The following is a 24,441-nucleotide window of genomic DNA, read 5'->3' as shown; positions in this document are numbered from 1 at the left end:
AACGAAAGACCATCGACGCGCGACGCTTGCATCACAGACAACGTGCCGCATAATGCAATCAACCAGATGAGCCGAAAACTCTCTTAGTTTAAGCCGCCTTTGGTGCCAAAAACCCTGACGACGGACAGGGGCCAATTTTCGGCGTCACCTATCGGTTTTAACCAAGGTCGCCAACTGAGCGTGGGGCAAGGATGAAAGTAATGCGCGGCTGCGAAGACCAAATGGTTGCGCCTCTGCCTCAAGCTTCAAAAGGGAATGAATGCGTTTCCCGATCATCCCCTCGCGGTCGGGCTAAATCCGGATCACGGGCACAACGTTATTCACGAGGCGTGAAAATGTACAAACCAACATCAGGGGTCTTGCCCCATCACCGCTGCCGCCAAAACGCTGATAGCGCCCGCGCTGCGGGCACGACACCTTTTGAGACAGGGTTCTGTAGGTAATGAGCGAAGACCCAATCATAGAAGCGGCTAGAATTTCGCGAGGCGGCCTCTACCATGAGATGCAGGCGCGTCTTGGGCTGGTGAAAGACGATCAACTGCGCCCGGCTTTCAGAGCGCTTTTCTTTGTTCTGATTGCATGGGCCGTGCCTCTTATCATCAGCATTTTTGAAGGAAAGGCGTTCGGAAGTTTTACCGACATGCCCTACCTGCTTCACTTACCAGTGCTGTCCCGGTTTTTTATCGGGGTGGGCCTGCTCATTGCAATGGAACCCGTCGTGGAACACCAACTTTCCACTGTTCTGCGCCCTCTTCTAAGCCCGCCATTGCTCGCGCCCGGCTCGCACGCGGCTGCTGTATCCTCAGCAACCCTAGCTGTGCGACGTCGCAATTCGCGTTTAGCAGAGATTGTTTGTTTCGGAGTCGCCTGTGGTCTGTCGGTCGGTGCTGGTTTTGGTCTCAGTGCCTTCGATGAAAACTCATGGGCCTTCGTCGCCGACAGTGGGGGGCAAAGCTTTTCTTACGCCGCTTTATGGTGCCTTTGGATCAGCAGTCCGATCTATTTTTTCCTGGTGACACGATGGGTTTGGCGTGTCGTCATCGTAGCGCTACTCCTGAAGTCGATCGCAGATCTTGAATTGCGACTGACAGTCACGCATCCGGACGATGCCGGCGGTATTGGCTTTATGGCTGGATTCCCCAATGCTTATACCCTTTTTGTACTGGTCTTGAGCTGTAATCTGGGGGCTGCAATTGCGGAACATATAAGTGCAGAGACAATCAGTACTACAAGCTTTACTGCGGTGATGATCATCTGGCTCGTGGTGACGAACGGTCTGCTTGCCTTGCCCGCGCTGTTTTTCTCCAAGCCTCTCGGAGATTTGAAACAAAAATCACTGGATGTTGCCCAAGCCCAGGCAACGCGTCATCAACTTGTTCAGGAACATGGCCTGATTGAACAAAGCATCTGTGGCGCAACAGAGAAGGAGATCAAATTGGCCTCTTCGGTTTCAGATCCCGGCGCCATCTTTAAGGCTGCACGAAATCTTTCAACAGTGCTGGTCCAGCGCTCTTCACTTCTGCCCATTTCAGCTGCGGCAGTTCTGCCCGTGTTTGCGGCAGGAGCAACGCAGTTGCCCCTGAAGGACCTGTTTCAAATCCTGCGGAAACTTCTTTTGTTCTAAGGGCGGTGTTGCTGGGCGATTGAGCTCGACAGGGATTTGCAGCAGCCTGAAACTTCGCAGAGATATTCACATCACCCTTCCCATTTTTCTATGCCAGCTCAAAAGTTTTCAAAATTGAGGCCTGTTGAATGTCCATTTTCCACTTTATCTGCAAAAGAACCAAAACCATTCAGATCAAAAGCGGAGCGGGTGGTTTCCATGAATCATTCAGTCCCTGGTGGCGCGGGCTCACCTCTTCAGTTGCCACGGAATTTCGCAGACTCCGACATGCGTACAGGCCTTCTAAAGGCCAGAACCGACAGGTTCCAATATCTATCCGATCTTTGATATTTTGCCTGGTCTGCCTGAGCGTCTCGATGGGACAAACGGCGGAGGTGATTGCTGCAGAGAGCAATCTGGATCACAAACTTTCTCCACTGAACGACGCTTCTGCCAAACCGGAATTCGGGGTTCGCAACGGATCCTTGATCATCGCACCGATACCATTCAGCGATCCGATGATCGACACCGGCATCGCACTTGGAGCAGGGTATCTATTCAAAATTGATGAAGGGTCAGACCCATCTATGGTAGGTTTAGGATACCTGCGCTCGCAAAACGGATCTTCGGCCTACGGCCTCACGTTTAATCTGGCCCTCCAGGACAATCGTTGGTCCATCGGAATGACCTTCATCGACGCGGACATTAATTACGATTTAATAACTGCGCTCGGAACAATCCCGGTCAGTCAGCAAGGTAAGTTGATTAAGTCCAAGCTCACGTACGGCATTACATCGGATTTCCATCTCGGCGTAAGCGCACGCTATCTCGAATCCACTATAGGCTCGTCGAACCCAATTTTTCCAAATTTGCCAACGCATATCCGGTTGCCCAACCAGTTTAGAACCGTTGGCTTTGGCCTGCTCGCAGACTATGACCGCCTCGACAACAAGATTTATCCGACGTCTGGATTTAATCTTTCTTTTTCCAGTACCTACAATAAGCCCTCTGGCAGATTTGGTGATGAGTACATAAAATCCATCTTGACCTACGATAAATACTTCAGCTTAGGCGAGAATGACGTTGTTGCGATAAGGTTGACTGGGTGCTCGGCCCCGGGACGCGTCCCTTTCTACGATCTCTGTTCAATCGGCGGCACAGACGCGTTTCGCGGTTTCAACATCACACAGTTTCTCGATAATGCCCTCGTATCCTCGCAGGTCGAGTATCGCAAACGGCTGGGAAAGCGGCTCGGTGTCGTTGCCTTTGGCGGGATAGGCGGCGTTGGCGGTGGGTTTGACGCGCTAAATAATGTTGCATCGGCATTCGGCTTGGGGTTGAGATACAGGGTATCTAAGAAATTTCCTGTCGACTTCGCCGTGGATGGCTCAATCAACGATGAGCAAGACAGCGTGCTTTATATCTCTGTGGGGCAGAGATTCTAACGGCGGACAGTCGGCAATCCCCCTATTTTTGATGGGGTTCAGCCATAAAATTCACACGGCTGTTTTCGGTTTCATCGCGGGGATCATGCCGCCGATACTCTTGTTGGGGTGCTTGTCTTTGTAAGTTCAGAGCCATTTGGTTGCCTGTAGACAGAAATTGCTTGGAAAGTCACCTTTGGCGGCTGTAACCTCGCGGAAGGAACGTCAAATGGGGAATGTCGGATCTATCACCCGGACGATGCCAAGGCGGCGGTCCGCAACCGCGTGACGTCCAGCATGTCGCCCGAGGACTGGTACAACCAGCTTTCGTGGATCTATGGTGGCAACGGCCTGAGCAACTGAGGAGGAAGCTCCATGTCCCTGACAAGCAAGCCCGAGGAGACGCCGGAGCGGCTGGCGTTCTACGCCAAGATCGACAAGCAGGCCTTCACCCCGCTTTGGGCGGTGATGTCCGACATCATCACGCCGGAGCCGAAGAGCGGCTGCCGCGCGCATCTGTGGAAGTTCGACGCCGCAAGGGCACACCTGATGGAGGCGGGCGGGCTGATCACCGCCAAGGAGGCGGAGCGGCGGGTGCTGATCCTGGAGAATCCGGGGTTGCGTGGGTTGTCGAAGATCACCACCTCGCTCTATGCAGGGTTGCAACTAGTAATGCCGGGCGAGGTCGCGCCGGCCCATCGGCACAGCCAGTCGGCGTTGCGCTTCGTGCTGGACGGATCGGGCGCCCACACCGCGGTGAACGGCGAGCGGACGATGATGAAGTATGGCGATTTCGTCATCACCCCGCCGACCGCCTGGCATGATCACGGCAACCAGACCGAGGCGCCGATGATCTGGCTTGACGGCCTCGACATCCCCATCGTCAGCCATTTCGACGCATCGTTCGCCGAGGGCTACGGCGACGACGAGCAGCCGGTGAGCCGGGAAACCGGGGACAGTCTGGCGCGCTATGGCGCCAACATGCTGCCGGTGGATTACAAACAGGAGAAGCTGGCCTCGCCGATCTTCAACTATCCCTATGCGCGGTCGCGCGAGGCACTGGAGCGGATGAAGGCGCAGGATGAATGGGACCCCTGCCACGGGCTGAAGATGCGCTATGTGAACCCGGTCGACGGCGGACACGCGATGCCGACCATCGCGGCCTTCCTGCAATTGCTGCCGAAGGGGTTCAAATCGGCCGCCTACCGGTCCACGGACGCGACGATCTATGTCTGCGTCGAGGGCGGGGGGCGGACCACCATCGGCGGCGAGAAGTTCGAGTGGGGGCCGAAGGATATCTTCGTCGCGCCGAGTTGGGCCTGGGTCACCCATGAGGCGGAGGGCGAGTCGGTGCTGTTCAGCTATTCCGACCGTGTGGCGCAGGAGAAGCTGGGTCTGTTCCGGCAGGACCGCGGCAACCATTGAAGTGGAAGATGTGGGAGACTGGACCAGACCCGTCATTAGGGCCCTGATCTATGACAAGCTCGTTGGCGTCAGATGATATGCTTTGGCCGCCGATGGGCACAAAATTCATCTGTCTGGCTTCCCTTCGGGCCTTTCTCCAAATGTCCGGGTAGGGTAAGGGCTACGCCTAGCGCGCACTCACCGAACGTCCAGATTGCCCCACAATCCTTCCGTTTGAACGCGGCGCAGCATCGTGCAGAAAGGGCTCATCCCGGCCAATCGCTGCGCGTTGCCCGAAGGTCTGGGTCACCGAAGCAACCAGCCATTTGATCTGTTGATAGCATGTGTCGGTTGACATGGTGTCGACGTCTGGAGAGGGAGGGATGGCCGGAGGACTAACGATGTCTAAAGTTCAACTTCCTGCCATAAAACCGAGGCGCAAAGCCTGGAACAAAGATCGCCTGATCGGTCAGAAACGTCCGCTTCTTGCGAAACAGGTCTGGGCCATCCGCGCCCGGCTGAAACTCGCGGGTAATCTCAGGGACCTCGCGCTCTTTAACCTTGCAATCGACAGCAAGCTGCGAGGTTGTGACCTCGTTCGTCTCAAGCTCACCGACCTTGTCATTGGCGACCGCGTTCGCGACCGGGTAACGGTGGTCCAAAGCAAGACAAAAAGGCCGGTTCAATTCGAGGTGTCAGAGTACACGCGCGAGTCTATCTGGAACTGGGTGTGTCGACCGGAGATGCTCGGCCGCATTTTTCTTTTCCCAAGCCGCTTTCATGAAAGCCCGCACATCTCGACCCGGCAGTACGCGCGGCTGGTCCGCGACTGGGTCGCCGCGATTGGTCTGGATCCAAGTGGCTACGGCACGCACTCGCTGAGGCGCACCAAGGCGGCCCTGATCTACCGCAAGACGGGCAATCTGCGCGCTGTTCAGCTCCTGCTTGGCCATACCAAGGTGGACAGCACGGTGCGATACCTCGGTGTTGAGCTTGAGGATGCGCTGAGTATCGCGGAACGTATCGATATTTGAAGAAGAGGTAGGCGGCGTTGGTCGCCTGCCTTTCCTTGCTATTTGCCGGGGACCGCGATCTTCCACTGGACTTCCGAGCCAAGCCGAGCGTCACTGGAGACAACGACACACTCAGATCTCTCGCCCGGAATGCCGGGCTTTCCTCGGTACGGGGCAACGAAGCCCCGCGACCTGGAGGAAAAGGCAATGACCGAACACCAGATGATAGAACACGAGACTGAGGCCGCCGCACCCGGATCTGCGAAGCCCAGGCCGGGAAACACGACGGGCAAGTCCAAATCGGACAAATTGTCCAAACTGCTATTGCGCCAGAACGGCGCAACTGTGGCCCAGCTCCAAAAACAACTCGGCTGGCAGCCGCATACGATACGCGCCGCGATCTCGCGACTGAGATCTTCAGGGCTTACTATCGATCTGGACCGGTCCGGCAAGGTAGCGCGCTACCGCGTAGTATCCGAGAAGGATCAATGATCACGACGGCGACGAAGCCGGACATCCACCGACTGGAGGAGGCGGATGCGGCTGCACTTCGGCAGATCTGGCGCGAGACTAGGGGCACCGCGCCGCCCAAGACCCTTACCGCGCGTCTAATGCGGCTGTCGCTGGCGTGGGAGGTACAGGCTGTCTCGGAGGGTGTAGAGAGCGCAAGGGACCGGAAGAGTTGGCAACGGATCATGAGGGCGCGATCGGTCCCCGTCAGGCAGGCCGGCGGACCGGGTGTCCCCAGGACCGCCGTAAGTGAAGGCACCCGCATCCTGAAGGCCTGGGGTGCGACCACGCATGAAGTGCTGATCACCGGAGACGGTGGCGCCACCTGGAACGGTCAGAGCTATTCCTCGCTGTCGGCAGTGGCGCGGGCAATGACCGGGACCAACCGCAACGGTCCGAAGTTCTTCGGGTTGCGCGAGGGCGCAAAACCATGATCCGGCAACGCTGCGCCATCTACACCCGCAAGTCGACCGAAGAAGGGTTGGATCAGGACTTCAACTCGCTGGATGCGCAGCGCGAGGCCTGTGCGGCCTATATCCTGAGCCAGAGGCATGAGGGCTGGGCGGAACTTTCTGATCGCTATGACGACGGAGGGTTCTCTGGTGGCTCAATGGATCGCCCGGGCCTCAAGCAGTTGCTCAAGGACGTCGAGGCGGGCCGCATCGACATCATCGTTGTTTACAAAGTCGACCGTCTGACCAGATCTTTGTCCGACTTCGCGAAGATGGTCGATCTCTTTGACGGGGCAGGGGTGTCGTTCGTATCGGTCACCCAGGCCTTCAATACAACCTCGTCCATGGGTCGCCTGACGCTCAACGTTCTCCTTTCCTTCGCTCAGTTCGAACGCGAAGTGACGGCCGAGCGCATCCGCGACAAGGTGGCGGCCTCCAAACGCAAAGGCATGTGGATGGGTGGTGCCGTCCCCTTGGGGTACGACGTCAAAGACAAGGCTCTCATTGTCAACCCGGTTGAGGCCGAAGCAACCCGAACAATCTTCGCCGAATACCTCGCCGCCGGCTCGGTGCGGGAACTGTCCAATAAGCTCGACGTACTTGGCACTGTCAGCAAGCGCCGGACCGACCGGCACGGACGCACGATGGGGGGGTGCGTCCTTCTCTCGTGGTGCGCTCTACAACATCCTGCGCAACCCCATCTATATCGGCAAAACCCGCCACAAGGATGAGTTCTATGATGGGCTACATGAGGCCATCATCGACGATGCTACCTGGCAGCAGGTGCAGGGGCTGCTCGCAGAGCACGGTGGCAAGAAGATCTTCGCATCGCGACGGTCGGCGAAGCGCACGCTGGACAGGCTGCTCTTCGATTCAACCGGTCGTCCCATGCGCACGACCTACGCCATCAAGTCGAAACGCGAGGGCGGAACAGACCAATCGCGGCGGTATTGGTACTACACGTCAAAGCCATCAAGCAAAGAGGACAAGGACGGCATCGAACGGCTGCCCGCCGAAGAAGTCGAGCGACTGGTTCTGAACAGCCTCAAATCTCACTTGGGAGACAAAGCCTGGCTGGCCAGACAGATTGGATCTGCGGTCGATCCGAATCCATCCGTTTTAGCAGAAATCCTTCGAGCAGCTGATGCCTGGTGTGACCAAGCCGCGGCAACCAATGACGACGCAGAACCTCAGCATCTTAACGGGTTGGTCGATCGCATTGATGTAAAAAAGGGACAGTTAGGTGTAAAGATCAATCTAGGTGCGTTGCTCTCATCTGAGGCTGCCCAACAACCGATCCCTACCACCTTGGAGGTTCCTTTCCAGAAGCGTCAAAGCGGCCGGGCGAAACCAATCGTCATTGCGCCGCCGGATGCGACGCAGCCTGACAAGGACCTCATCAACCTTGTTGCTGATGCGAGGCGGTGGTCCGCTGAACTTCTAGACGGCAGGTCCAGCACCATCCGTCAGATTGAAGATCGCGAAGGACTTCGGAGTGGATCGGTCAGCCGCATCCTGCCGCTGGCCTGGCTGGCGCCGGACATCTCGGCAGCCATTCTAGAAGGCCGTCAGCCAGCGCATCTCACGGCAATGAGACTGCGCAACCTTCCGGAATTGCCGGTGGACTGGAACGAGCAGCGAGAGATTCTGGGCGTCCCGCATCACTAGAGCATCCAAGCCCGGCCCAAGACCTCACCCGCAATTGCCCCGCTGAGACTTCTGCCGATATCGCGTTAAACTGGCCCGGATCTGAGACGGTTTGTGAGGTCTCTACCGTCACGACCTCTCGTAACTCACGGAAAAATAAACACTACCCAGACTGGGTGTGACCGACACGGTTTCGCGGAGACTGAGTGGTGGGCGACCCTGGAATCGAACCAGGCGTGCGTCTCCGCGAGGGAGTTACAGTCCCCTGCCACACCTTGCGGCCTGTCGCCCACTGTCAGCAGCAACACTGTCTGACGTGGGGGGCTGATTACTAGTGCGGTCTGACTGCGTCAACAGGAAAATGCCTTGCAAGCCGGCCTGTAGCGTCGCATTGTCACGCGCCTGAGATAAGGGGCGGAAGAACAAATGAAAAAACCCCGCTGGGTGATAGACAAAGAGCAGGCCAAGCGCGCGGCCGCCAGTGAAACCGTGTGGCTGTTCGGGCTGCACGCGGTGCGCGACGCGCTGGAGAATCCCAAACGCGAAAAACTGCGGCTGATTGTGACCCGGAACGCTGGCGACAAGCTGGCAGACGCAATAGCGGCATCGGGGATTGAGCCGGAAATGGCAGACCCACGCAAATTCACAGCGCCTCTTGATCCGCAGTCGGTACATCAGGGCGCCGCACTGGAGGTAAAGCCGCTTGACTGGGGGGGGCTGGAAGACTGCTGTCTGGGTGATGGTGAACGCCCGCCGCGGGTCATCTTACTGGACCGGGTGACGGACCCGCATAATGTGGGTGCAATCCTGCGCTCGGCCGAGGTTTTTGGTGCCTGCGCGGTTGTCGCCCCGCGTCATCATTCTGCGCCTGAAACCGGTGCACTGGCCAAAACGGCCAGCGGTGCATTGGAACGTCAACCCTATCTGAGGATTCGCAATCTGGCGGATGGGATTACCGCGTTGCAGTCGATGGGGTATATAGTGCTGGGACTGGATGGCGAGGCCGAGGTAACAATCGAGCAGGCCATTGAAGGGCAGCGCGACAGGCCGGTAGCTCTGGTGCTGGGGGCCGAGGGCCCCGGATTGCGGCAGAAAACCCGTGAAACCTGCGATCAGCTGGTTAGAATTGATTTTGCCGGTTCCTTTGGTTCTCTCAACGTCTCGAACGCCGCCGCAGTTGCGCTTTATGCCGCTCGGGCCTGAGATTTTTCTGCGAAAAATCTTTGACAGATGGCCGGTTCAGCGCAGGGCGGCCTGATCTTCGAATGCGCCTATAAACCGGCCTTTGATCATCCAGCTGAGGCCGAAGCTGACCAAAGCGATGGTTTCCAGAACAAAGGTCAGCCGCCAACCGTCCCACCAGGTGACAAATGCCTCGGACGCTTCAGGCGACAGGACCATTTTTGCGATGATGGCGGCGCCCCCCATGATGCCGACAGCGGCGAAAATGGCCATGCCAAGGATTTTGTACCATCCGTTGCGGCGGTCTTTGCGACTGCCCGCCGCCAGTGATGCCAGGGAATTCACTCGCGTGAACACAAAGTATGAAAAATAACCCAACACGCTGAACATCACCGCTGCGCCACCGAAATGCAGGGCTTTCAGAATGCCCGGAACATGTGCCGCATCCCCAAAAACGGGGAAAGTGGCCCACATATCGTATGAGATCGTACCGGTGATTGTCCCGCCGGGTGGATGAAACGCCTGAGATCCGCTTGCGTGGTTTAAAAAGGCCCGTGCGACCTCGGCCCCGTTGTAGGTGCAGCCCGAGCCGGTTGTCGGTGAAAACGCAATCAGAAAAGCGCTGATGCCCGCCAGCTTGATCAGCCAGATATCGTACCATTCGTGCGCACGATAACCGTCAACCTGATGTGGTCGGAAGCTGTAGAAAAAGGTCAACAAGAGGCCGATGAAGGTTAGGGATCCGACAAAAAGATCGCCCCCGATGCGGCTGAAATAGTAGTGGCTGATCGAGGCATTGAAACATGTATTCGTAAAAACAGTCAGCAAGATCAGCCAGACTGGCAGGAACAGGGCGACATATCCAACGCCGCGGTTTACCCGCTTTAGGCTGAGGGCAAAAGGCAGGTCATCAGGGGCAATCGAGGGGTCTGGAATCTGGGTCATCAGACTAAATTCTCTTGAATGCAGCAGGTTGCGTTATAGCACGTATTTGGCGATCTTGGTACTTTGCCGCACAACGGGTTGGAAAATCTGCGGGTTGGAAAATCTGCAATCTCTCCTAAGTCTGCTTTAATAATTCAGGCTCAAATTGTCAGGCTAAGGGCGGTGAACGCATGACACCCAAGATTGCAACCTGCAGCTATTGCGGTATGCGCGCAGCGCTGCTTTGGGACAAGGCCAGGCATGAATTGGCTTGCGCGTCTTGCGGGGCCCCGTTGCACGATATCAAGATGATGCCGCAACATTCTGAAACTGAGGGTAAAAAGCGAAAATCAATTGTGTCCAGGCGGCCCGCAGTGATTCAGCAACCGCGATGGTTTCAGGAAGTTTCGGGCAACAGGCAAAATCAACGCCCCCGGCACAAGCGGTCGAAACGTCGCAAGCCCCTGGCCCGGCGTGTGCTGGACGAGCTATGGGATGTGGTCGAAGATATTTTTGATTAAGGGTCAGCTGTGCGAATTAAAAATTCTGTTCACAGCTATATTACAAACTCTTTTTATTGTCGGATTCGGACCTATTTAAAGTCCAGAAGCGTTGATACGGAACATCAATGTTTCTTTTCACTGTCCCTCGTTCCGCGACTGGCGCCCAGGTTTTACCCTGGGCGCTTTTTTCTTTGCAGCGACTGCTTTCATGCCTCACGAGGTTTTCCAGTCACCAGCCTTGTTCCACCACCTGTGCGGGTTGTTGCTATCATCCAGCCCCTTGCACTGGCTGCGCAGCACCTCGGTCACGGTGATGACAGGTTCATAATAGCTATGCACCGCATAAATTGCTTCGATCACCGCGCGTAAAGTGATGGGGTCGCGGGGCAGGAAGAGCCGCATTTCATCAACGTCAGGCCGGTGGCGCGTGTCGTCTTCAGCGCCGGTGGGGGCTCCGTTTTGTGGTCGGTAATATTCAATCCCGCCGGTGGCGCGGTACGCATTGTGGTCGGTTTTGCCGTGCTTCAGCGGTGCAATCCTGATAATCGCGTCGAAGATGCGGTCGACGTCCTCGGAAGGCGCTTGAAACATGAGCAACCACACCGGCTGCATCTCGATTGGCGCTGTATCAAATCCTGTGGCAATGATGCTCATTCTGGTCTCCTTGTCCGGGTTTCCGTGCGGTTTTGACAGACCGTTCCTGACAGCATCCTGTCAGCAGCATACTTATCTCTGGAAATGTTTTCCCAATGACTTGCAGCCGGTTAAAATGCAGGTAGGGTGCTGGCATGAATGAGAGTTATTCTGACGACTATCTGCGAGATATCCTGACCCGCACCAAACGTGTGGCGGTGGTGGGTGTGTCGATGAACCCGGTGCGGCCCAGTTATTACGTGGCGCGGTATTTGGCCCTGAAGGGGTTCAAGGTTGTGCCGGTCAATCCGGGCCATGTTGGCGAAATGCTTTTTGGCCAAAAAGTTGTGGGGCGCTTGTCGGATATCGAAGGGCACGTCGATATGGTGGACATTTTCCGCCGGTCCGAACACGTGCCCCCCATCGTCGACGAGGCCCTGTCGGCGTTTCCGAACCTTCAGACGGTTTGGATGCAGATTGGCGTGGTCAATGAGGAAGCCGCCGAAGTGGCCCGCGCGCGCGGCGTTGAGGTGATCATGAACCGCTGCCCCAAAATCGAATACCAGCGCCTGTTTGGCGAACTGCGGATGGGCGGGTTTAATACAGGGGTGATTTCGTCAAAGCTCTGAGTTTGGGAAGCTCTGGCGGCTATGAACTCAAACCAGAGCTCCTCTAAAACAACTGATACCCGCATATGTTATAAGGTATGGGCGAGCTGTCGTCGCCTTCGTGTTATTTAGCAACAGAAAAATCTCCGTCAGCAGTGCCTTTTCCGTCGGCCCTGAACTCCGCCTGCACGCGCACCCTTTTCCCGCATTTGTCAAACGTCCAAATCTCTAACCAGTGGCCCTGCTTCAGCTTCCTTTTCGATGTGAAAATCACTTTCTCTTTTACAGCTGTAACTTTCGTGTCGATAATTTTGGCAGTTTTGCAGGACATGGGTTTCTGAATATGCGCTACGGTTGCAGCCATCTCCCAGGACTGGACTGCCAGAGCTGGAGAATATTTTGTGTACGAGTTTCCTGGCAGAACCTCTTGGATTTTATCAAGTTGCTCTTTGAGAGACTGGGCCGCGATGGGACCCGTTAAAGTGATCGAGAAAGCGGCGATGAACAGGCACCTTAGTGCGACTCCGAATAGCCTGAATAATTCACGAAGGACATCACTGCTTGCACGTTTAACTGACACCTTTTCCTCCTCAAATCCCTGCTCTACGTGCTGTTTATATGAAATAAACGGGGCTACTTTTTGATCGAAATCAAAGGATTGCACGACGGCGGGGCCTGAAAAGGCGGTCGCCATAAATCTCGGCCTCGCCCATCAAGCGGCCGCTGACAATTCCCCGCAACAGGGCTTAATTATCAACGGTTGCCTTGAAATCAGCCGCGATACGCAGTTCGCGCAGGGGGCGGACCCGGGCGATGCAGGCGGTGTAGATCGGATCGGCCTTATAGGCGGCCAGTGCGGCCTCGTCGGCAAACTCGGCATAGACCACCAGATCAACCTGCGCCCCGGCGATGCCGTCGCTTTGCAGATTGCGCCCCACTTCAAAATGTTGCGAATGGGGAATGTCGCGCAGCATCATCAGGCCGTCCTGAATGGTCTGGACATCTTCGGGCTTACTAGCGCTGAAAAAAACAATGTGGCGGATCATGGTTAACTCTTGTTGCGTGAGGCTTTTTCGGCAAGGCCGCTGGTGCCCTGACGGCGGCCTAGTTCCGCCATGACGTCTGAAAGTGGAACGCCTCGTGATTGCAGCATGACCAGCAGATGGAACAGCACGTCCGCGGCCTCAGATGTCAGGGCCGTGCGGTCACCTTTGGTGGCTTCGATGATGGCTTCAATGGCTTCTTCGCCAAACTTCTCGGCGCACTTTTCAGGGCCCTTGGCTAACAATTTTGCTGTCCAGCTGCTATCAGGGTCAGCCAGGGTTCGGTCTGCGATAATCTGGGCAAGGTCGTCGAGTGTCATGCGTTCATCCGTGTGGGAATACCTGCGGCGGCCATATGCTCTTTGGCTTGTTGAATGGTGAATTCGCCAAAGTGAAAGATCGAGGCCGCCAGCACAGCGCTTGCACCGCCCTTTGTGACACCTTCGACCAGGTGGTCAAGGGTGCCAACACCCCCCGAGGCGATAACAGGAATATCAACCGCGTCACTAATCGCGCGGGTCAGGGGCAGGTTAAAGCCTTGCTTGGTTCCGTCGCGGTCCATTGAGGTCAGCAGAATTTCACCGGCGCCCTTTTGCTCAACCAGTTTGGCGAATTCCACAGCGTCAATGCCGGTAGGTTTGCGCCCGCCGTGGGTGAAAATTTCCCATTTGCCGGGGCTGACGGTTTTGGCGTCGATGGCCACGACGATGCACTGGCTGCCAAACTGCTGTGCAGCCTCGGCCACCACATCGGGGTTGGCGACCGCGGCGGAATTAAAGCTGACCTTGTCGGCCCCGGCCAGCAGCAAGGCGCGGACATCTTCAACTGTACGCACGCCACCGCCGACGGTTAGTGGGATATAACACTGCTCGGCCGTGCGGCGCACCACATCAAACATGGTGCCCCGGTTTTCGTGGGTCGCCTGGATGTCAAGAAAACACAGTTCATCCGCGCCCGCCGCGTCATAGGCGCGAGCAGCATCAACCGGATCACCCGCATCGCGAAGGTCAACAAAGTTCACACCCTTGACCACGCGGCCATCAGCCACGTCAAGGCAGGGGATGATACGGGTCTTGAGCATGTTCTTGCTTCCCGGCATAGATTCACGCGATTGTTTATGTGCAAATCAGGTTACATGCCAGAGGGTACACCCTGATACATTTGGATTCGTAGGAGATTACCATGAAAAATCTGATCGCCGCCGTCGCCCTTGGCCTTTCAGCCTTGCCCGCACTGGCCAGCAATGACGATATTATCAAGGTCAAGGCGGCTGGAGACGTGGCCACCACGATGGACGCACTTGAGGCGGCCGTGACCGGGGCAGGGGCCACGGTTTTTGCCCGGGTTGACCATGCAGCGGGGGCTAAAAAGGTGGGGATGGAGCTGGCGCCTGAACAGGTGCTGATCTTCGGCAACCCCAAACTGGGCACACCCGCAATACAGGATAACCCGTTGGCAGGATTATTCCTGCCCTTGAAAGTGCTGGTTTACCAAGACGGAGCAGGGCAGACGTGGCTGGCCTATGAAGACCCCAAAGAGATGCTGGACGATCTGGGTGGCATTTCGGATGATGCCGAATACATCAAGAAAATGACCGGCGCGTTGGGCAAGCTGACAGGTAAGGCTTCGGGGATGTAACATCCCCCCGGGGTTACTCAGGGCCAGCGACCTGTTCATCTGATACCTGGACTATTCGCTGGCCTTTAATACGTTGAGCGCCTGAGCCAGATCAATCGCGCCATCATAAAGCGCGCGTCCCGAGATTGCGCCGTTAAGCGATGCACCGCAATCGCGCAACGCGATGAGGTCGTCGAGGGATGATACACCACCCGAGGCAATCACCGGGATGCTGACGGCATTGGCCAGCGCTGCCGTGGCCTCGACATTCGGGCCCTGCATGGCGCCGTCGCGGTTGATGTCGGTGTAGATGATCGCCGCCACGCCTGCGTCTTCAAAGGATCGGGCCAGATCAGTGACCATCACATCGGTTTCTGTCGCCCAGCCCTTGGTTGCCACACGGCCATTACGTGCGTCGATACCGACGGCGACTTTGCCGGGAAACTCGTGGGCGGCCTCGCGTACCAAAGCGGGATTTTCGACAGCCACCGTGCCCAGAATTACGCGTGCGAGCCCCTTGGACATCCAACGTTCGATTGTGGCCATGTCGCGAATGCCTCCGCCCAGCTGGGCCGGTACCTGACACCGTTCCAGGATGGCCTCGACCGGGGCGGCATTGATCGGCTCGCCTGCGAAGGCGCCGTTCAGATCCACCAGATGCAGCCATTCACACCCCGCGGCGACAAACTCCATCGCCTGCGCGGCAGGGTCGTCGTTGAACACTGTGGCTTTTTCCATCTCGCCCTTGAAAAGCCGCACGGCTTGCCCGTCTTTGAGGTCAATTGCAGGATAAAGAATCATGTTCACGGCCTTTTGTCGCAACGTCACGGCCTTTTGCACAGCCTGAAAGCGAATTGCAATGTAGACAGGGCAAAGGCCGGTAAGGCATCTGTAAGCTATATGGGGCACTTGCCTCCAACCGAGATAACCCGGAGGATTAAGGAATGAAGAAACTTTTGGTAGCGGCCGCGGCCCTCGTGATCGGTGCTGGTGCAGCTATGGCTGATCCGCTGGAAGGTCTCTGGCGCACGGCAAAGGATGATCATGGCGATTCTGGTCTGATCAAGGTGGCGCCCTGCGGCAACCAGCTTTGCGGAAAGCTCATCAAGTCGTTCGATTCTTCCGGCAAAGAAAAAGCTAGTACCATGATCGGCCGTAACATCATTTCCGAAACCCAGCACAAGGGCGGCGGAATCTACAAAGGCAAGGTCTATGCGCCCGACCGTGACAAAACCTATAGCTCGAAGCTGCGTCTTTCGGGTGATACGCTGGATGTCAGCGGCTGCGTATTTGGTATCTGTCGGAATGGCGGTACCTGGAAGCGCGTGAACTGACGCCGTCCTGACCCGGGGCAACCACCCTGATCTGCAAGCTTTCGGATAGGCCAAAACTGGCCTGTCCCAAATTTCTTTTCGTCGGGCAATAGACGCAATATTGACGATAGAGTAATTTAGTCTCGTCCCGTTGGCTGGGTGCGGGGCACGTGCCCTCCGGGTTGGGGGTTTTGCTGGTGGGGGATGTGCCGGTGAAAAAGTTGTATCTGACAAGCTTGTTTTTGATTTTCATGACGACACAAGCGCTGGCGCGCGACCCGGTCCTGGGGGTCTGGCAGGCACCGCCCGATCGAAAGGGCCAGATTGGCCATATTCAGATTTCCCCCTGCGGTTCAATGCTGTGTGGCACCATCATCCAAGCCTATGACCCAAGCGGGAAAGAGGTTGTAACGCCAAATGTCGGCAAGCGGCTTTTCTGGAACATGAAGGTCGAAGGTGCCGGCGCTTATGGGGGGGGACGTGTTTTTGTGCCTGCTCATAATCGCGAATACGATGCGGCCATGAAACTGCAGGGCCAGAAACTTTCGGTCAAGGGGTGCGTTGGCCCTGTCTGTCAGGGGCAGGTCTGGACCCGCGTCCGATAGGTGCCGGGCGAGGCAGGCGGTTTTTGCAAACAGATGCTCAGGCCTATGGTCGGCCTTCGCGCGATCCGAACACCGACCAGCCGGTCATGTCCGCAAATCTCTGCATTGCTTCGGTGCCCAGTTTCGAATTGCCATAATTGTTCAGGCCCGGCGACCAGACCGCGACCGAGGCTATGCCCGGCACGATGGTCAGAATGCCGCCGCCCACGCCGCTTTTACCCGGCAAGCCAACGCGATACGCATAGTCACCTGAACCGTCATAGTGGCCACAGGTCATCATCAGCGCGTTTATGCGGCGGATGCGGTCAGGCGAGACCAACCGCGGCGCGGCCTTGTCCCCAACCAGAAAAAGCCCGGCATTGGCCAGTTGCGTACAGGTCATTTCAATGGCGCACTGGTGAAAATAGGTCCCCAGAACCAGATCGGGCGCGTTTGCCAGATTTCCATGTGACAACAGGAAATGGGCCAGCGCAAAATTCCGATGCCCGGTGGTGATCTCGGACTGGGCAACGCTTTCGTTGATGTGGATGTTGTCATCGCCCGCGGCGGCGCGCACAAAACGCAGAAGTGAACCCAGGGTTTCCCTGGGGGAGGACCCAGCAAGAACGGTGTCTGTCGTGACAATCGCCCCTGCATTGATGAACGGATTTCGTGGGCGGCCCTTTTCCTGTTCCAGCAAGATCATCGAGTCAAAGGCCTGGCCTGATGGCTCTCGTCCAACCCGCGCCCAAAGCCGGTCACCGACCTTGCCAAGGGCCAGCGCCAGGGTGAAAACCTTTGAAACCGATTGAATCGAAAATGGCGTGTGGGCGTCGCCGGCGAACATCGTCTTTTTGCCAGGACGTGCAACTGCAACGGCAAATTGGTCGGGATTCACCCTGGCCAGTTCGGGGATGTAATCGGCCACGCGACCCCTGTCTGGAGTTGCAAAGGCTGCCGACGCGACGTCGTCAAGGATCTGTTGCAGGCTGTCCTTGCCTTGGGCCATTCAGGGAGTCCAGCCCAGGAAATTCGCGATCATCCGCAATCCTGTGGCCTGGCTTTTTTCAGGGTGAAACTGGGTGCCAATCAGGTTGTCCCGGCCCACCACGGCGGTAATGGCCCCACCATAATCAACATGCGCCAGCAGATGCGCGGGGTCAGCCACGCGAAAATAGTAGGAATGCACAAAATACGCATGTTTCCCAGTGCTTATGCCGTCGAAGACGGGGTGATCATGATCAATCACCAGATCGTTCCACCCCATATGGGGCACTTTCAGTGCCGGATCAGAGGGCGCGATATGCTCAACCGTGCCGCCGATCCAGTCAAAGCCCGGTGTTTCGGTATATTCCAACCCGCGCGTGGCCATCATCTGCATGCCGATGCAAATCCCCATAAAGGGACGGCCGCCGGCAATAACAGCCTCTTCTATGGCTTCGTACACACCGCGATGGTCAAACAGTTCCTTCCGGCAGGCCGGGAAAGCGCCATCACCGGGCAAAACCACGCGATCAGCCTTGCGGATGATATTGGGGTCTGAAGTGACAATGACAGTTCCTGCGCCTGTCTCGGACGCCATACGCTGGAACGCCTTTTCGGCCGAGTGCAGATTGCCACTTTCGTAATCGACGATGACCGTTTGCATCAGTTTCAAAGCGCCCCTTTGGTTGACGGAATCGCATCCGATTTGCGCGGGTCAGTTTCTACCGCTTCGCGCAGGGCGCGGGCGACGGCCTTGAATGCGGCCTCGGCCATGTGGTGGCTGTTGATCCCGTGCAGGGCGTCAACGTGCAGGGTTATGCCGCCATGGGTGCTGAGCGCCTGAAAGAATTCGCGAACAAGTTCGGTATCAAAACTACCGATTTTGGAGGTCGGCAGTTCCATATTCCACACCAGATAGGGGCGGCCAGAGAGGTCAAGGGCAGCACGTACCAGCGCATCATCCATAGGCAAAAGACAGGCGCCATAGCGGCGGATACCTTTTTTGTCGTTAAGCGCCTGAGCCAAAGCCTGACCTAGGGCAATGCCCACATCCTCGACCGTGTGGTGATCGTCGATGTGCAGATCGCCAGAACAGCGGATTTTCATGTCGGTCAGGGAATGGCGTGCCAGTTGGTCCAGCATGTGATCAAAAAAGCCCACGCCGGTCTGGTTGTCATAGGTGCCGGTGCCGTCCAGATTGATCTCGACGCTGATGTCGGTTTCGGCTGTTTTTCGCGTTACTTTAGCGCTGCGCATGGTGCCTCCGCTGGGTTGCTGAGGCGGTGTATAATCTGCCCCGCACGGCGCGCCAAGGCCCAAGCGGCGATGGCGCGCCAGGAAGGGGGTGGGCGTTGCCCAAAAACCTTCCAGGGTCAGGTGGTTACGGACCAGAATTTGCGCTCAGGTGACCTTCGATCAAGGCGGCCAGCAAGGCGGGGGTTTCGTACATCGGCAGGTGGCCTGCCTCTTCGATCACGGCAAGATCGGCATTGGGCAGCCATTTCATGATCGTGTCATTGTAATGATCAGCCTGAAAACCTGGCAGATCCTGGCGTCCTGCGATGACAAGGGTTGGGGTTTCGATGTGGGCGGTAGCCAGTTCGTCTGAGAAATCTTCGTCTACCCAAATGTGGTAGTAGCCCAACATCGCATCCGGGTTGGAGGTGGCGATGTTGCCACTCGCCACAGCCTTGGCAAAGCGAGCGGTCAGGCGGCCGCCGGTCAGGCCTGCGGCCAGTTGTTGCGCGATTTCGGGGTTATGGATGGAAGCGGTGAGAAAGCCCTTGGTATCGTCATCTGCCGGGTAGCCATCGGCTGCCACAGGGGTAACCGCGATCATGGACTTCAGGCGTTTTGATCCGGATCTCCAGTCATTCAATGCCATGCGTTGCACGATCATGCCAGATTGCGAGTGACCGATGACATGGAACCTGTTCCAGCCCAGATGGTCGGCAAGGTTCAGGGCATCGCTTGCGGCCTCGGACGAGGTATATTCGCCTTTTATTGTGCTCGATCCGCCATAACCGCGCAGGTCGGCAAAGACGTAAGTATAGACGTCAGGATCAAGGTAGGGTTTCACATTGTCAAAGCTGCCAGCGTTGTCGATCCAGGAATGCAAGACCAGCACATTTTCGGGGCCGGAGCCAAAGCTGTGGTGGTTGAGGATGGTATCCTTGGCGTGGGCAATTTGGGACATCAGGATTGTTCCGATTACGGTGGTAAAAAAGAAGGCAAGACGGCGCAGGCCGTTCAGGAGCGGGTGTAAGCCGGTCATTTTTTGTCCTTTTGTTTCATGAGTGGTGGGTTTGGGTCAGTTGCGGCCAGCCATTACACCGCCATCGACGTTCCAGATCGCGCCGGTGACCCACTGGGCTGCGTCCGACAAAAGAAAGTCTATTGTGGAGGCGATATCGCCAGGCGTTCCGATGCGGCCAATTGGGTGAAAGGCGTCAAAACTGTCGTGCAGGGTTTTGCTGATCTCGGCGGGCGGAATGAACGCTCCAAAGATGGGGGTCTCGACAACAGCGGGGGCCACGGCGTTCACGCGGATGCCATGCTCGCCCAGTTCCATTGCCAGATGTTGCGTCAGTGCGTGCAGACCTGCCTTGGCCATGGAATAGGCCGAGGAAGGCGTGGCTTTAATTGCCTGATGCGCCCACATTGAGCCAATATTGACGATCGAGCCGCCGCCCGCGATGGCATTCACAGCATTTTTGACACTACCCGGTTGCGTAAGGTCAACGCCAAAGCTGTGAACAGCGCCTTTGGTGCTGAGGGATTTCATTGCATTTTTAAGCTTTTCGCCGGGGCGGGCCATCAGGCCAACCTCGGCCCCGCGTTCAAGAAGCCGCTCTGCAGTGGCATAGCCCATGCCGGAAGAGCCTCCAATGATCAGGGCGAGGGGTGGGGTGGGTTTCATTTAGGTCTCCGATTTAAACTATCTACTGGTCGATAGGTAAAGCGGATAGATCTTGGCGGGCGCTATGTCAATGACTATCTATCACTAGGTAGCTTTAAGCGGACTGGTTTTGTGGACTGCGCTTGATTCTGAGCGCGCCGCCCTCTATCTATCGGTAGGGAAAGGAGCAGCCATGACTGAACCAGACATGAAGGAAAAGATCCTCGATGCAGCCGAGACGATGATCCGGGGACGGGGGTACAACGGGTTCAGCTTTCGCGAAATCGCCGACGTAGTAGGTGTGAAAAGTGCCAGTGTGCATTATCATTTCCCCACCAAAGCAGCGCTTGGGGTTGCCGTGGCAAAGCGCTACACTGACGGTTTTCTTGAGGCATTGGGCCCAGTCGAGGACGCGCCGGAAAGTGCTGCCGGAGTGCAGGATAAGTTGCATGCGCTGGCACGGTTGTCTCTGGTCGAAGAAGATTTGATGTGTCTGTGCGGCATGCTGGGGGCCGAGGTGGCGGATTTGCCCGAAGGCGTGGCCGCCGAGGCACGACATTTCTTTGAACGCAGCACTGAATGGCTGAGCGGTGCTTTTGCTAATACCGCCTGGGGGCAGGGGGCTGGCCCTGAAGAAATGCGCAAACTGGCGTTAAGTACCCTGGCAGCTTCAGAAGGCGCCTTGATTTTGGCTCGCACAATGAAAGACGTGTCGATCTTCGACGATATAACGCTGCCCAGGCCACAGTAAACCTTGCGCCGCAGCGGCTTGTCCGGATTTCTTTTTCAGGAAAACTGGAGCGGCTGATGAATTATGTAACTATGAATTGCAGTCGGCAAGTTATGGTGAATTCATATCAGGGGAGCGCGTAGCTTAACAAGTTTTCCCGGTCGCCCGCTCTTCATGGCGGCATGACGCCGCTTTGTGGGCGTCTCCCCTGATCCCAAGCGGATGTACAATGTTGGTGCCTTCTCAGGACCCAGAATTGCTGATCAATACATATCAGCGGATGCGCGGGTCAGAGGACGCTTGCCGTTATTTCGATTCCACAATTTCAAGGTCAGCTTGGGGAACGTTTAGAGTTGACCATGTATCGTCGCGCGGAGGTGACGGCGGGGAAACGCACGACCGCCGGTGGATATTAACCTTGGCGATGAAGTTTGCTGAAATCGGGGCGGTCACAAACAGGAAGGCCATGATCAGAACCTCATGCATCGACCCTTCACCAAAGGTGTAGGCATGTATCAACGAGGCCAGCAACAATGCACCCACCCCAACGGTGCCAACCTTGGTTGGCGCATGCAGACGGGTCATGGAATCGTTGAACTTGAGCAGGCCAATTGATCCGACAAGTGAAAAGATCGCTCCAATCAGCAAACAGAATGCGATGGCGACAGTGGCGAGAATTTCCAGGGTCATTCGATGATATCCCCCCGCAGAACAAACCGTGCATAGGCCACCGTCGACACGAAACCCAGCATGGCGATAATCATCGACGCCTCGAAATAAATCCGCGTGCCCTGGGCAATCCCCAACAGGACAATCAGGCCAATGGCGTTAACGACCATCGTATCGAGCGCTAATATCCGGTCGCCAGTATCGGGTCCGACGAACAGCCGGATCATTGACAGGATTTGTGACAGTGCCACCGCAGCAAAAGCGATGACAAGTGCGTAGTTCATAAGGTCAGTGGCAAAGGTCATGCGAATATCCCTATCAGTCGGCGTTCGTAACGTTCTTTGATCTGATCGCGCACCGCGTCGGGATCATCTGCGTCAAGTGCGTGAACCAGCAGGCTGTGGCCCTCGTCAGACAGATCAGCCGACACCGTACCCGGCGTCAGGGTGATAGTGCCCGCAAGGATCGAAATGGCCTCGGGTTGGCGCAGTTCAAGAGGGATCACCACCCAGGCCGGGCGCAGCTTATCATTGGGCCGCGTCAGAACGATCCAAGCGACCTGCACATTGGCAACAAGGATGTCCCAGATTACCAGCAGAACATATGGAATCATCCGGCCAAATCGAAAGCCACGCGGCCTGTCGGGCCACCAGACAGCTGTGATCCGCGGTATGATCACCCCAAGGATCAGGCCAAAAACCACCATCCCGGTCGAGACGTTATTTTGCAGTAAAACCCAGACCGCAGTTAGCAATATCGTAAGAAAAGGGTGCGGCAGCAGCCAGCGGAATGCTTTGACCATGCTAGTGTGCCTCCTTTGGCGTGCTGAGCTTACCAGGTGTATCCAGAACCGTGGATATATAGGGCTCGGGTGCGAAAAGTTGCTCTGACATCGCGTTCATGTAGGCGTGTACCGGTCCTGCAAAGATGGTGTGCGCTATCAGCAGCCCCAAAAGGCCGCCAACCGCAACATAAGACAGGGCGGCAGGGCGCATTGGCAATGTGGCCTCCACAGGGTGCGCGATGCTTTCGGCCTTCCAGAATACTGTGCTGCCAGCCCGGGCAAAGCCGACAATGCTGATCAGACTTGCGCTGAGGATGATTGCCCAGGTCCAGACCACCAGCGGCGAGGAAAAGGATGCATCCAATATCAAAAGTTTTCCAACAAAGCCTGATAACGGCGGCAGACCTGTCATCGCAATTGCGGCTGTAAAATACAGCGCCGCCGTCAAGGCTGCCCCGGATATTGGCGCCACAGCTTTGAGTTCCAGGTTATCCCGACCCGAACGCACCAGATCTACAATCAGGAACAACGCCGCCGCCGCAAAAGTTGAATGAATGATATAGTAAAGTGCAGCGGCGACGCTTGTGGGCGTGAAGATCGAGATGGCCACCATCACCATGCCCATCGAACCGATGACGGCAAAGGCCACCAAGCGGTCAAGTTTTCGCGCCGCCAAAACGCCAACCATGCCGATTGCCAGCGAAATTAGGGCCGCTGGCAGCAACCACATTCCGTGCAGCCCAACGGTGACTTCAAGGTCAGGCGGAAAAATCAACGTGTAGACGCGGATGATTGCATAAGCCCCGACCTTGGTCATGATCGCAAAAAGGGCCGCAACCGGTGCGGGCGCTTCAGCATAGCTGGAGGGTAGCCAGAAATGCAGCGGCACCACAGCCGCCTTTATCGCAAAAACCAACAGCAGCAGCACCGAAGCCACACGAATCCCGACGCTGGCCGCCGGATCTATAAGGGCAACGCGCTGTGCCAGATCGGCCATGTTCAGTGTTCCCGTTTCGGCGTAAATCGACCCCAAGGCAAACAGAAACAGCGTCGAGCCCAGCAAGTTGAACAGAACATACTGAACACCAGCGCGCAGTCGCGCGTTACCCCCTGCATGGATCATCAGCCCGTATGAGGCGATCAAAAGAACCTCGAAAAATACAAACAGGTTAAAAAGGTCGCCGGTCAGAAACGCCCCCATGATGCCCATCAACTGGAATTGAAACAACGCATGGAAATGCCGCCCCCGGTCATCCCAGCCTGAACCTATCGCATAAAGCAGCACTAAAAGCGCCAGCACAGCCGTCAGCAATACCATCATTGTAGATAACCTGTCGCCGACCAGCACAATCCCGAAAGGCGCGGCCCAATCGCTCAGCCGATAAACGGTTACCGTCCCGTCCGAGGCCTGCCAGGCAAGGCCCGCAGCAATGGCAATCAACGCCCCGACACCTACTATCGAGAATACCCGCTGGATACCAATGTGATAGCGCGCCGCCAAAACGATGAAGGGGGCCAGGATCGCAGGGAGAACAACCGGGAGGATGATCCAGTGGGTCATACGATATCCTCCGGCGCTTTTGTCAGGTCTTCAGCAGGGTCATCAACATGGTCATCGTCCGAGCCCAGATAAGACCCTAGCGCGATCATCACAACCACCGCCGTCATCCCGAAGGAAATCACAATCGCGGTCAGCACCAGCGCCTGCGGTAACGGGTCGGTATATGTCTCGACCCCTTTGACAAGGATCGGAGGCGCACCAATGGTCAGCCGCCCGGAGGCAAAAAGGAAAACATTTACCGCATAGGTCAGCAGCGACATCCCCATAATCACCGGGAATGTCCGCAAACGCAGAACCAGATAAAGCCCTGCCGTGGTCAGGATTCCAATCGCGGATGAAACAAGCAACTCCATG

The 24,441-nt window shown here is 56.6% G+C and carries 32 protein-coding genes, 1 tRNA gene and 1 pseudogene; 15 read left to right on the top strand and 19 right to left on the bottom strand.

All coding sequences use genetic code 11. From position 1 onward, the window contains the following. Positions 1-442 precede the first annotated feature (442 nt). From PEL8287_RS14600 to gtdA, 3 genes are all read left to right on the top strand, one after another. Positions 443-1,624, top strand: a complete 1,182-nt coding sequence (locus tag PEL8287_RS14600) for a hypothetical protein (protein WP_085893161.1) — start codon at positions 443-445, stop codon at positions 1,622-1,624. 356 nt (positions 1,625-1,980) lie between these two features. Further along, positions 1,981-3,048: a BamA/TamA family outer membrane protein gene (locus PEL8287_RS14595; RefSeq protein WP_176228659.1), complete on the top strand. Its 1,068-nt coding sequence runs from the start codon at positions 1,981-1,983 to the stop codon at positions 3,046-3,048. Between the two features lie 354 nt (positions 3,049-3,402). Next, on the top strand, positions 3,403-4,452 hold the full coding sequence (gene gtdA, locus PEL8287_RS14590) for a gentisate 1,2-dioxygenase (RefSeq protein WP_085893159.1): 1,050 nt from the start codon (positions 3,403-3,405) through the stop codon (positions 4,450-4,452). A 166-nt stretch (positions 4,453-4,618) separates the two neighbouring features. Here gtdA and PEL8287_RS20070 read toward each other — a convergent pair whose 3' ends face one another. After that, positions 4,619-4,789: a hypothetical protein gene (locus PEL8287_RS20070; protein WP_176228658.1), complete on the bottom strand. Its 171-nt coding sequence runs from the start codon at positions 4,787-4,789 to the stop codon at positions 4,619-4,621. A gap of 43 nt (positions 4,790-4,832) precedes the next feature. Between PEL8287_RS20070 and PEL8287_RS14585 the strand changes: the two genes are divergently transcribed. The 5 genes and pseudogenes from PEL8287_RS14585 to PEL8287_RS20355 all read left to right on the top strand — a co-directional run bounded on the left by PEL8287_RS14585 (position 4,833) and on the right by PEL8287_RS20355 (position 8,074). Further along, the gene (locus tag PEL8287_RS14585) at positions 4,833-5,465 is read left to right on the top strand and encodes a tyrosine-type recombinase/integrase (protein ID WP_085893176.1); all 633 of its coding nucleotides are present in this window, start codon (positions 4,833-4,835) and stop codon (positions 5,463-5,465) included. 186 nt (positions 5,466-5,651) lie between these two features. After that, positions 5,652-5,936, top strand: coding sequence for a DUF3489 domain-containing protein (locus PEL8287_RS14580; RefSeq protein ID WP_217807686.1), 285 nt, complete (start codon positions 5,652-5,654; stop codon positions 5,934-5,936). Beyond that, positions 5,933-6,388 carry a DUF2924 domain-containing protein gene (locus PEL8287_RS14575; protein ID WP_085893157.1) on the top strand — a complete coding sequence of 152 codons (456 nt, stop codon included), beginning with the start codon at positions 5,933-5,935 and terminating at the stop codon, positions 6,386-6,388. Before PEL8287_RS14580 ends, PEL8287_RS14575 begins: the two co-directional genes overlap by 4 nt. Further along, a pseudogene (locus tag PEL8287_RS20360) lies at positions 6,385-6,801 on the top strand (recombinase family protein); the annotation flags it as partial. The gene PEL8287_RS14575 and the pseudogene PEL8287_RS20360, both read left to right, overlap by 4 nt. Positions 6,802-7,006: 205 nt before the next feature. After that, entirely contained in the window at positions 7,007-8,074 is a 1,068-nt protein-coding gene (locus tag PEL8287_RS20355; RefSeq protein WP_176228657.1) for a recombinase family protein, read from the top strand. Positions 8,075-8,260: 186 nt separating this feature from the next. Here PEL8287_RS20355 and PEL8287_RS20065 read toward each other — a convergent pair. Then, a tRNA-Tyr gene (locus PEL8287_RS20065) sits at positions 8,261-8,344 on the bottom strand. A gap of 135 nt (positions 8,345-8,479) precedes the next feature. Between PEL8287_RS20065 and rlmB the strand changes: the two genes are divergently transcribed. Continuing rightward, positions 8,480-9,256 carry a 23S rRNA (guanosine(2251)-2'-O)-methyltransferase RlmB gene (gene rlmB / locus PEL8287_RS14560; protein WP_085893154.1) on the top strand — a complete coding sequence of 259 codons (777 nt, stop codon included), beginning with the start codon at positions 8,480-8,482 and terminating at the stop codon, positions 9,254-9,256. A gap of 36 nt (positions 9,257-9,292) precedes the next feature. Here rlmB and PEL8287_RS14555 read toward each other — a convergent pair whose 3' ends face one another. Continuing rightward, positions 9,293-10,180, bottom strand: coding sequence for a hypothetical protein (locus PEL8287_RS14555; RefSeq protein ID WP_085893153.1), 888 nt, complete (start codon positions 10,178-10,180; stop codon positions 9,293-9,295). Between the two features lie 170 nt (positions 10,181-10,350). Between PEL8287_RS14555 and PEL8287_RS14550 the strand changes: the two genes are divergently transcribed. Next, a complete protein-coding gene (locus PEL8287_RS14550) occupies positions 10,351-10,680 on the top strand; it encodes a hypothetical protein (protein ID WP_085893152.1) in 330 nt (109 codons plus the stop codon). Between the two features lie 195 nt (positions 10,681-10,875). Here PEL8287_RS14550 and PEL8287_RS14545 read toward each other — a convergent pair whose 3' ends face one another. Then, positions 10,876-11,316, bottom strand: coding sequence for a YqfO family protein (locus PEL8287_RS14545; protein WP_217807685.1), 441 nt, complete (start codon positions 11,314-11,316; stop codon positions 10,876-10,878). A gap of 134 nt (positions 11,317-11,450) precedes the next feature. On the opposite strand from PEL8287_RS14545, the gene PEL8287_RS14540 reads away from it, so the two are divergent. Then, complete coding sequence (locus PEL8287_RS14540; protein WP_085893151.1) at positions 11,451-11,924, top strand: CoA-binding protein; 474 nt, start codon at positions 11,451-11,453, stop codon at positions 11,922-11,924. 103 nt (positions 11,925-12,027) lie between these two features. Here the strand turns inward: PEL8287_RS14540 and PEL8287_RS14535 are convergent, their stop codons facing one another. Genes PEL8287_RS14535 through hisF form a run of 4 tightly spaced genes read right to left on the bottom strand, consistent with a single transcriptional unit; the run spans position 12,028 to position 14,027 of the window. Then, the gene (locus tag PEL8287_RS14535) at positions 12,028-12,597 is read right to left on the bottom strand and encodes a hypothetical protein (RefSeq protein ID WP_085893150.1); all 570 of its coding nucleotides are present in this window, start codon (positions 12,595-12,597) and stop codon (positions 12,028-12,030) included. A 52-nt stretch (positions 12,598-12,649) separates the two neighbouring features. Beyond that, positions 12,650-12,949 carry a Dabb family protein gene (locus PEL8287_RS14530; RefSeq protein WP_085893149.1) on the bottom strand — a complete coding sequence of 100 codons (300 nt, stop codon included), beginning with the start codon at positions 12,947-12,949 and terminating at the stop codon, positions 12,650-12,652. Positions 12,950-12,951: 2 nt separating this feature from the next. Continuing rightward, positions 12,952-13,266, bottom strand: coding sequence for a phosphoribosyl-ATP diphosphatase (locus PEL8287_RS14525; RefSeq protein ID WP_085893148.1), 315 nt, complete (start codon positions 13,264-13,266; stop codon positions 12,952-12,954). After that, the gene (gene hisF / locus PEL8287_RS14520) at positions 13,263-14,027 is read right to left on the bottom strand and encodes an imidazole glycerol phosphate synthase subunit HisF (RefSeq protein WP_085893147.1); all 765 of its coding nucleotides are present in this window, start codon (positions 14,025-14,027) and stop codon (positions 13,263-13,265) included. The genes PEL8287_RS14525 and hisF overlap by 4 nt, the downstream gene beginning before the upstream one ends. Before the next feature lie 101 nt (positions 14,028-14,128). Between hisF and PEL8287_RS14515 the strand changes: the two genes are divergently transcribed. Then, positions 14,129-14,584: a DUF302 domain-containing protein gene (locus PEL8287_RS14515; RefSeq protein ID WP_085893146.1), complete on the top strand. Its 456-nt coding sequence runs from the start codon at positions 14,129-14,131 to the stop codon at positions 14,582-14,584. A gap of 51 nt (positions 14,585-14,635) precedes the next feature. Here the strand turns inward: PEL8287_RS14515 and hisA are convergent, their stop codons facing one another. After that, on the bottom strand, positions 14,636-15,364 hold the full coding sequence (gene hisA, locus PEL8287_RS14510) for a 1-(5-phosphoribosyl)-5-[(5-phosphoribosylamino)methylideneamino]imidazole-4-carboxamide isomerase (protein WP_085893145.1): 729 nt from the start codon (positions 15,362-15,364) through the stop codon (positions 14,636-14,638). A gap of 143 nt (positions 15,365-15,507) precedes the next feature. On the opposite strand from hisA, the gene PEL8287_RS14505 reads away from it, so the two are divergent. Together PEL8287_RS14505 and PEL8287_RS14500 are read left to right on the top strand one after the other, a co-directional pair. Beyond that, positions 15,508-15,897, top strand: coding sequence for a DUF2147 domain-containing protein (locus PEL8287_RS14505; protein WP_085893144.1), 390 nt, complete (start codon positions 15,508-15,510; stop codon positions 15,895-15,897). 191 nt (positions 15,898-16,088) lie between these two features. Next, the gene (locus PEL8287_RS14500) at positions 16,089-16,481 is read left to right on the top strand and encodes a DUF2147 domain-containing protein (protein ID WP_235862309.1); all 393 of its coding nucleotides are present in this window, start codon (positions 16,089-16,091) and stop codon (positions 16,479-16,481) included. A gap of 43 nt (positions 16,482-16,524) precedes the next feature. On the opposite strand, the gene PEL8287_RS14495 is transcribed toward PEL8287_RS14500, so the two are convergent. From PEL8287_RS14495 to PEL8287_RS14475, 5 genes are all read right to left on the bottom strand, one after another. Next, positions 16,525-17,469 (bottom strand): glutaminase, encoded by a 945-nt coding sequence (locus tag PEL8287_RS14495; protein WP_085893143.1) that lies wholly within the window; start codon positions 17,467-17,469, stop codon positions 16,525-16,527. Next, positions 17,470-18,108 carry an imidazole glycerol phosphate synthase subunit HisH gene (hisH, locus tag PEL8287_RS14490; protein ID WP_085893142.1) on the bottom strand — a complete coding sequence of 213 codons (639 nt, stop codon included), beginning with the start codon at positions 18,106-18,108 and terminating at the stop codon, positions 17,470-17,472. Positions 18,109-18,113: 5 nt separating this feature from the next. Next, positions 18,114-18,701: an imidazoleglycerol-phosphate dehydratase HisB gene (gene hisB / locus PEL8287_RS14485; protein WP_085893141.1), complete on the bottom strand. Its 588-nt coding sequence runs from the start codon at positions 18,699-18,701 to the stop codon at positions 18,114-18,116. A 124-nt stretch (positions 18,702-18,825) separates the two neighbouring features. Continuing rightward, on the bottom strand, positions 18,826-19,719 hold the full coding sequence (locus PEL8287_RS14480; protein WP_085893140.1) for an alpha/beta fold hydrolase: 894 nt from the start codon (positions 19,717-19,719) through the stop codon (positions 18,826-18,828). 36 nt (positions 19,720-19,755) lie between these two features. Then, a complete protein-coding gene (locus tag PEL8287_RS14475) occupies positions 19,756-20,364 on the bottom strand; it encodes an SDR family NAD(P)-dependent oxidoreductase (protein ID WP_085893139.1) in 609 nt (202 codons plus the stop codon). A gap of 172 nt (positions 20,365-20,536) precedes the next feature. Here PEL8287_RS14475 and PEL8287_RS14470 point away from each other — a divergent pair, with 172 nt between their 5' ends. Continuing rightward, positions 20,537-21,094: a TetR/AcrR family transcriptional regulator gene (locus PEL8287_RS14470; RefSeq protein WP_085893138.1), complete on the top strand. Its 558-nt coding sequence runs from the start codon at positions 20,537-20,539 to the stop codon at positions 21,092-21,094. Positions 21,095-21,379: 285 nt separating this feature from the next. Here the strand turns inward: PEL8287_RS14470 and PEL8287_RS14465 are convergent, their stop codons facing one another. Genes PEL8287_RS14465 through PEL8287_RS14445 form a run of 5 tightly spaced genes read right to left on the bottom strand, consistent with a single transcriptional unit; the run spans position 21,380 to position 24,440 of the window. Continuing rightward, the gene (locus PEL8287_RS14465) at positions 21,380-21,763 is read right to left on the bottom strand and encodes a Na+/H+ antiporter subunit G (RefSeq protein WP_085893137.1); all 384 of its coding nucleotides are present in this window, start codon (positions 21,761-21,763) and stop codon (positions 21,380-21,382) included. After that, positions 21,760-22,047, bottom strand: a complete 288-nt coding sequence (locus PEL8287_RS14460; RefSeq protein ID WP_085893136.1) for a K+/H+ antiporter subunit F — start codon at positions 22,045-22,047, stop codon at positions 21,760-21,762. Before PEL8287_RS14460 ends, PEL8287_RS14465 begins: the two co-directional genes overlap by 4 nt. Beyond that, positions 22,044-22,544 (bottom strand): Na+/H+ antiporter subunit E, encoded by a 501-nt coding sequence (locus PEL8287_RS14455; protein WP_085893135.1) that lies wholly within the window; start codon positions 22,542-22,544, stop codon positions 22,044-22,046. Before PEL8287_RS14455 ends, PEL8287_RS14460 begins: the two co-directional genes overlap by 4 nt. A 1-nt stretch (position 22,545) precedes the next feature. Further along, a complete protein-coding gene (locus tag PEL8287_RS14450; protein WP_085893134.1) occupies positions 22,546-24,087 on the bottom strand; it encodes a monovalent cation/H+ antiporter subunit D in 1,542 nt (513 codons plus the stop codon). Continuing rightward, entirely contained in the window at positions 24,084-24,440 is a 357-nt protein-coding gene (locus PEL8287_RS14445; RefSeq protein WP_085893133.1) for a Na+/H+ antiporter subunit C, read from the bottom strand. The genes PEL8287_RS14450 and PEL8287_RS14445 overlap by 4 nt, the downstream gene beginning before the upstream one ends. Between the last annotated feature and the right edge of the window lies 1 nt (position 24,441).

It is taken from the genome of Roseovarius litorisediminis, assembly GCF_900172295.1.
Lineage (GTDB): Bacteria > Pseudomonadota > Alphaproteobacteria > Rhodobacterales > Rhodobacteraceae > Roseovarius > Roseovarius litorisediminis.
The sequence above is the reverse complement of the archived record's forward strand: the minus strand, read 5'-3'. Positions and strand labels throughout refer to the sequence as shown.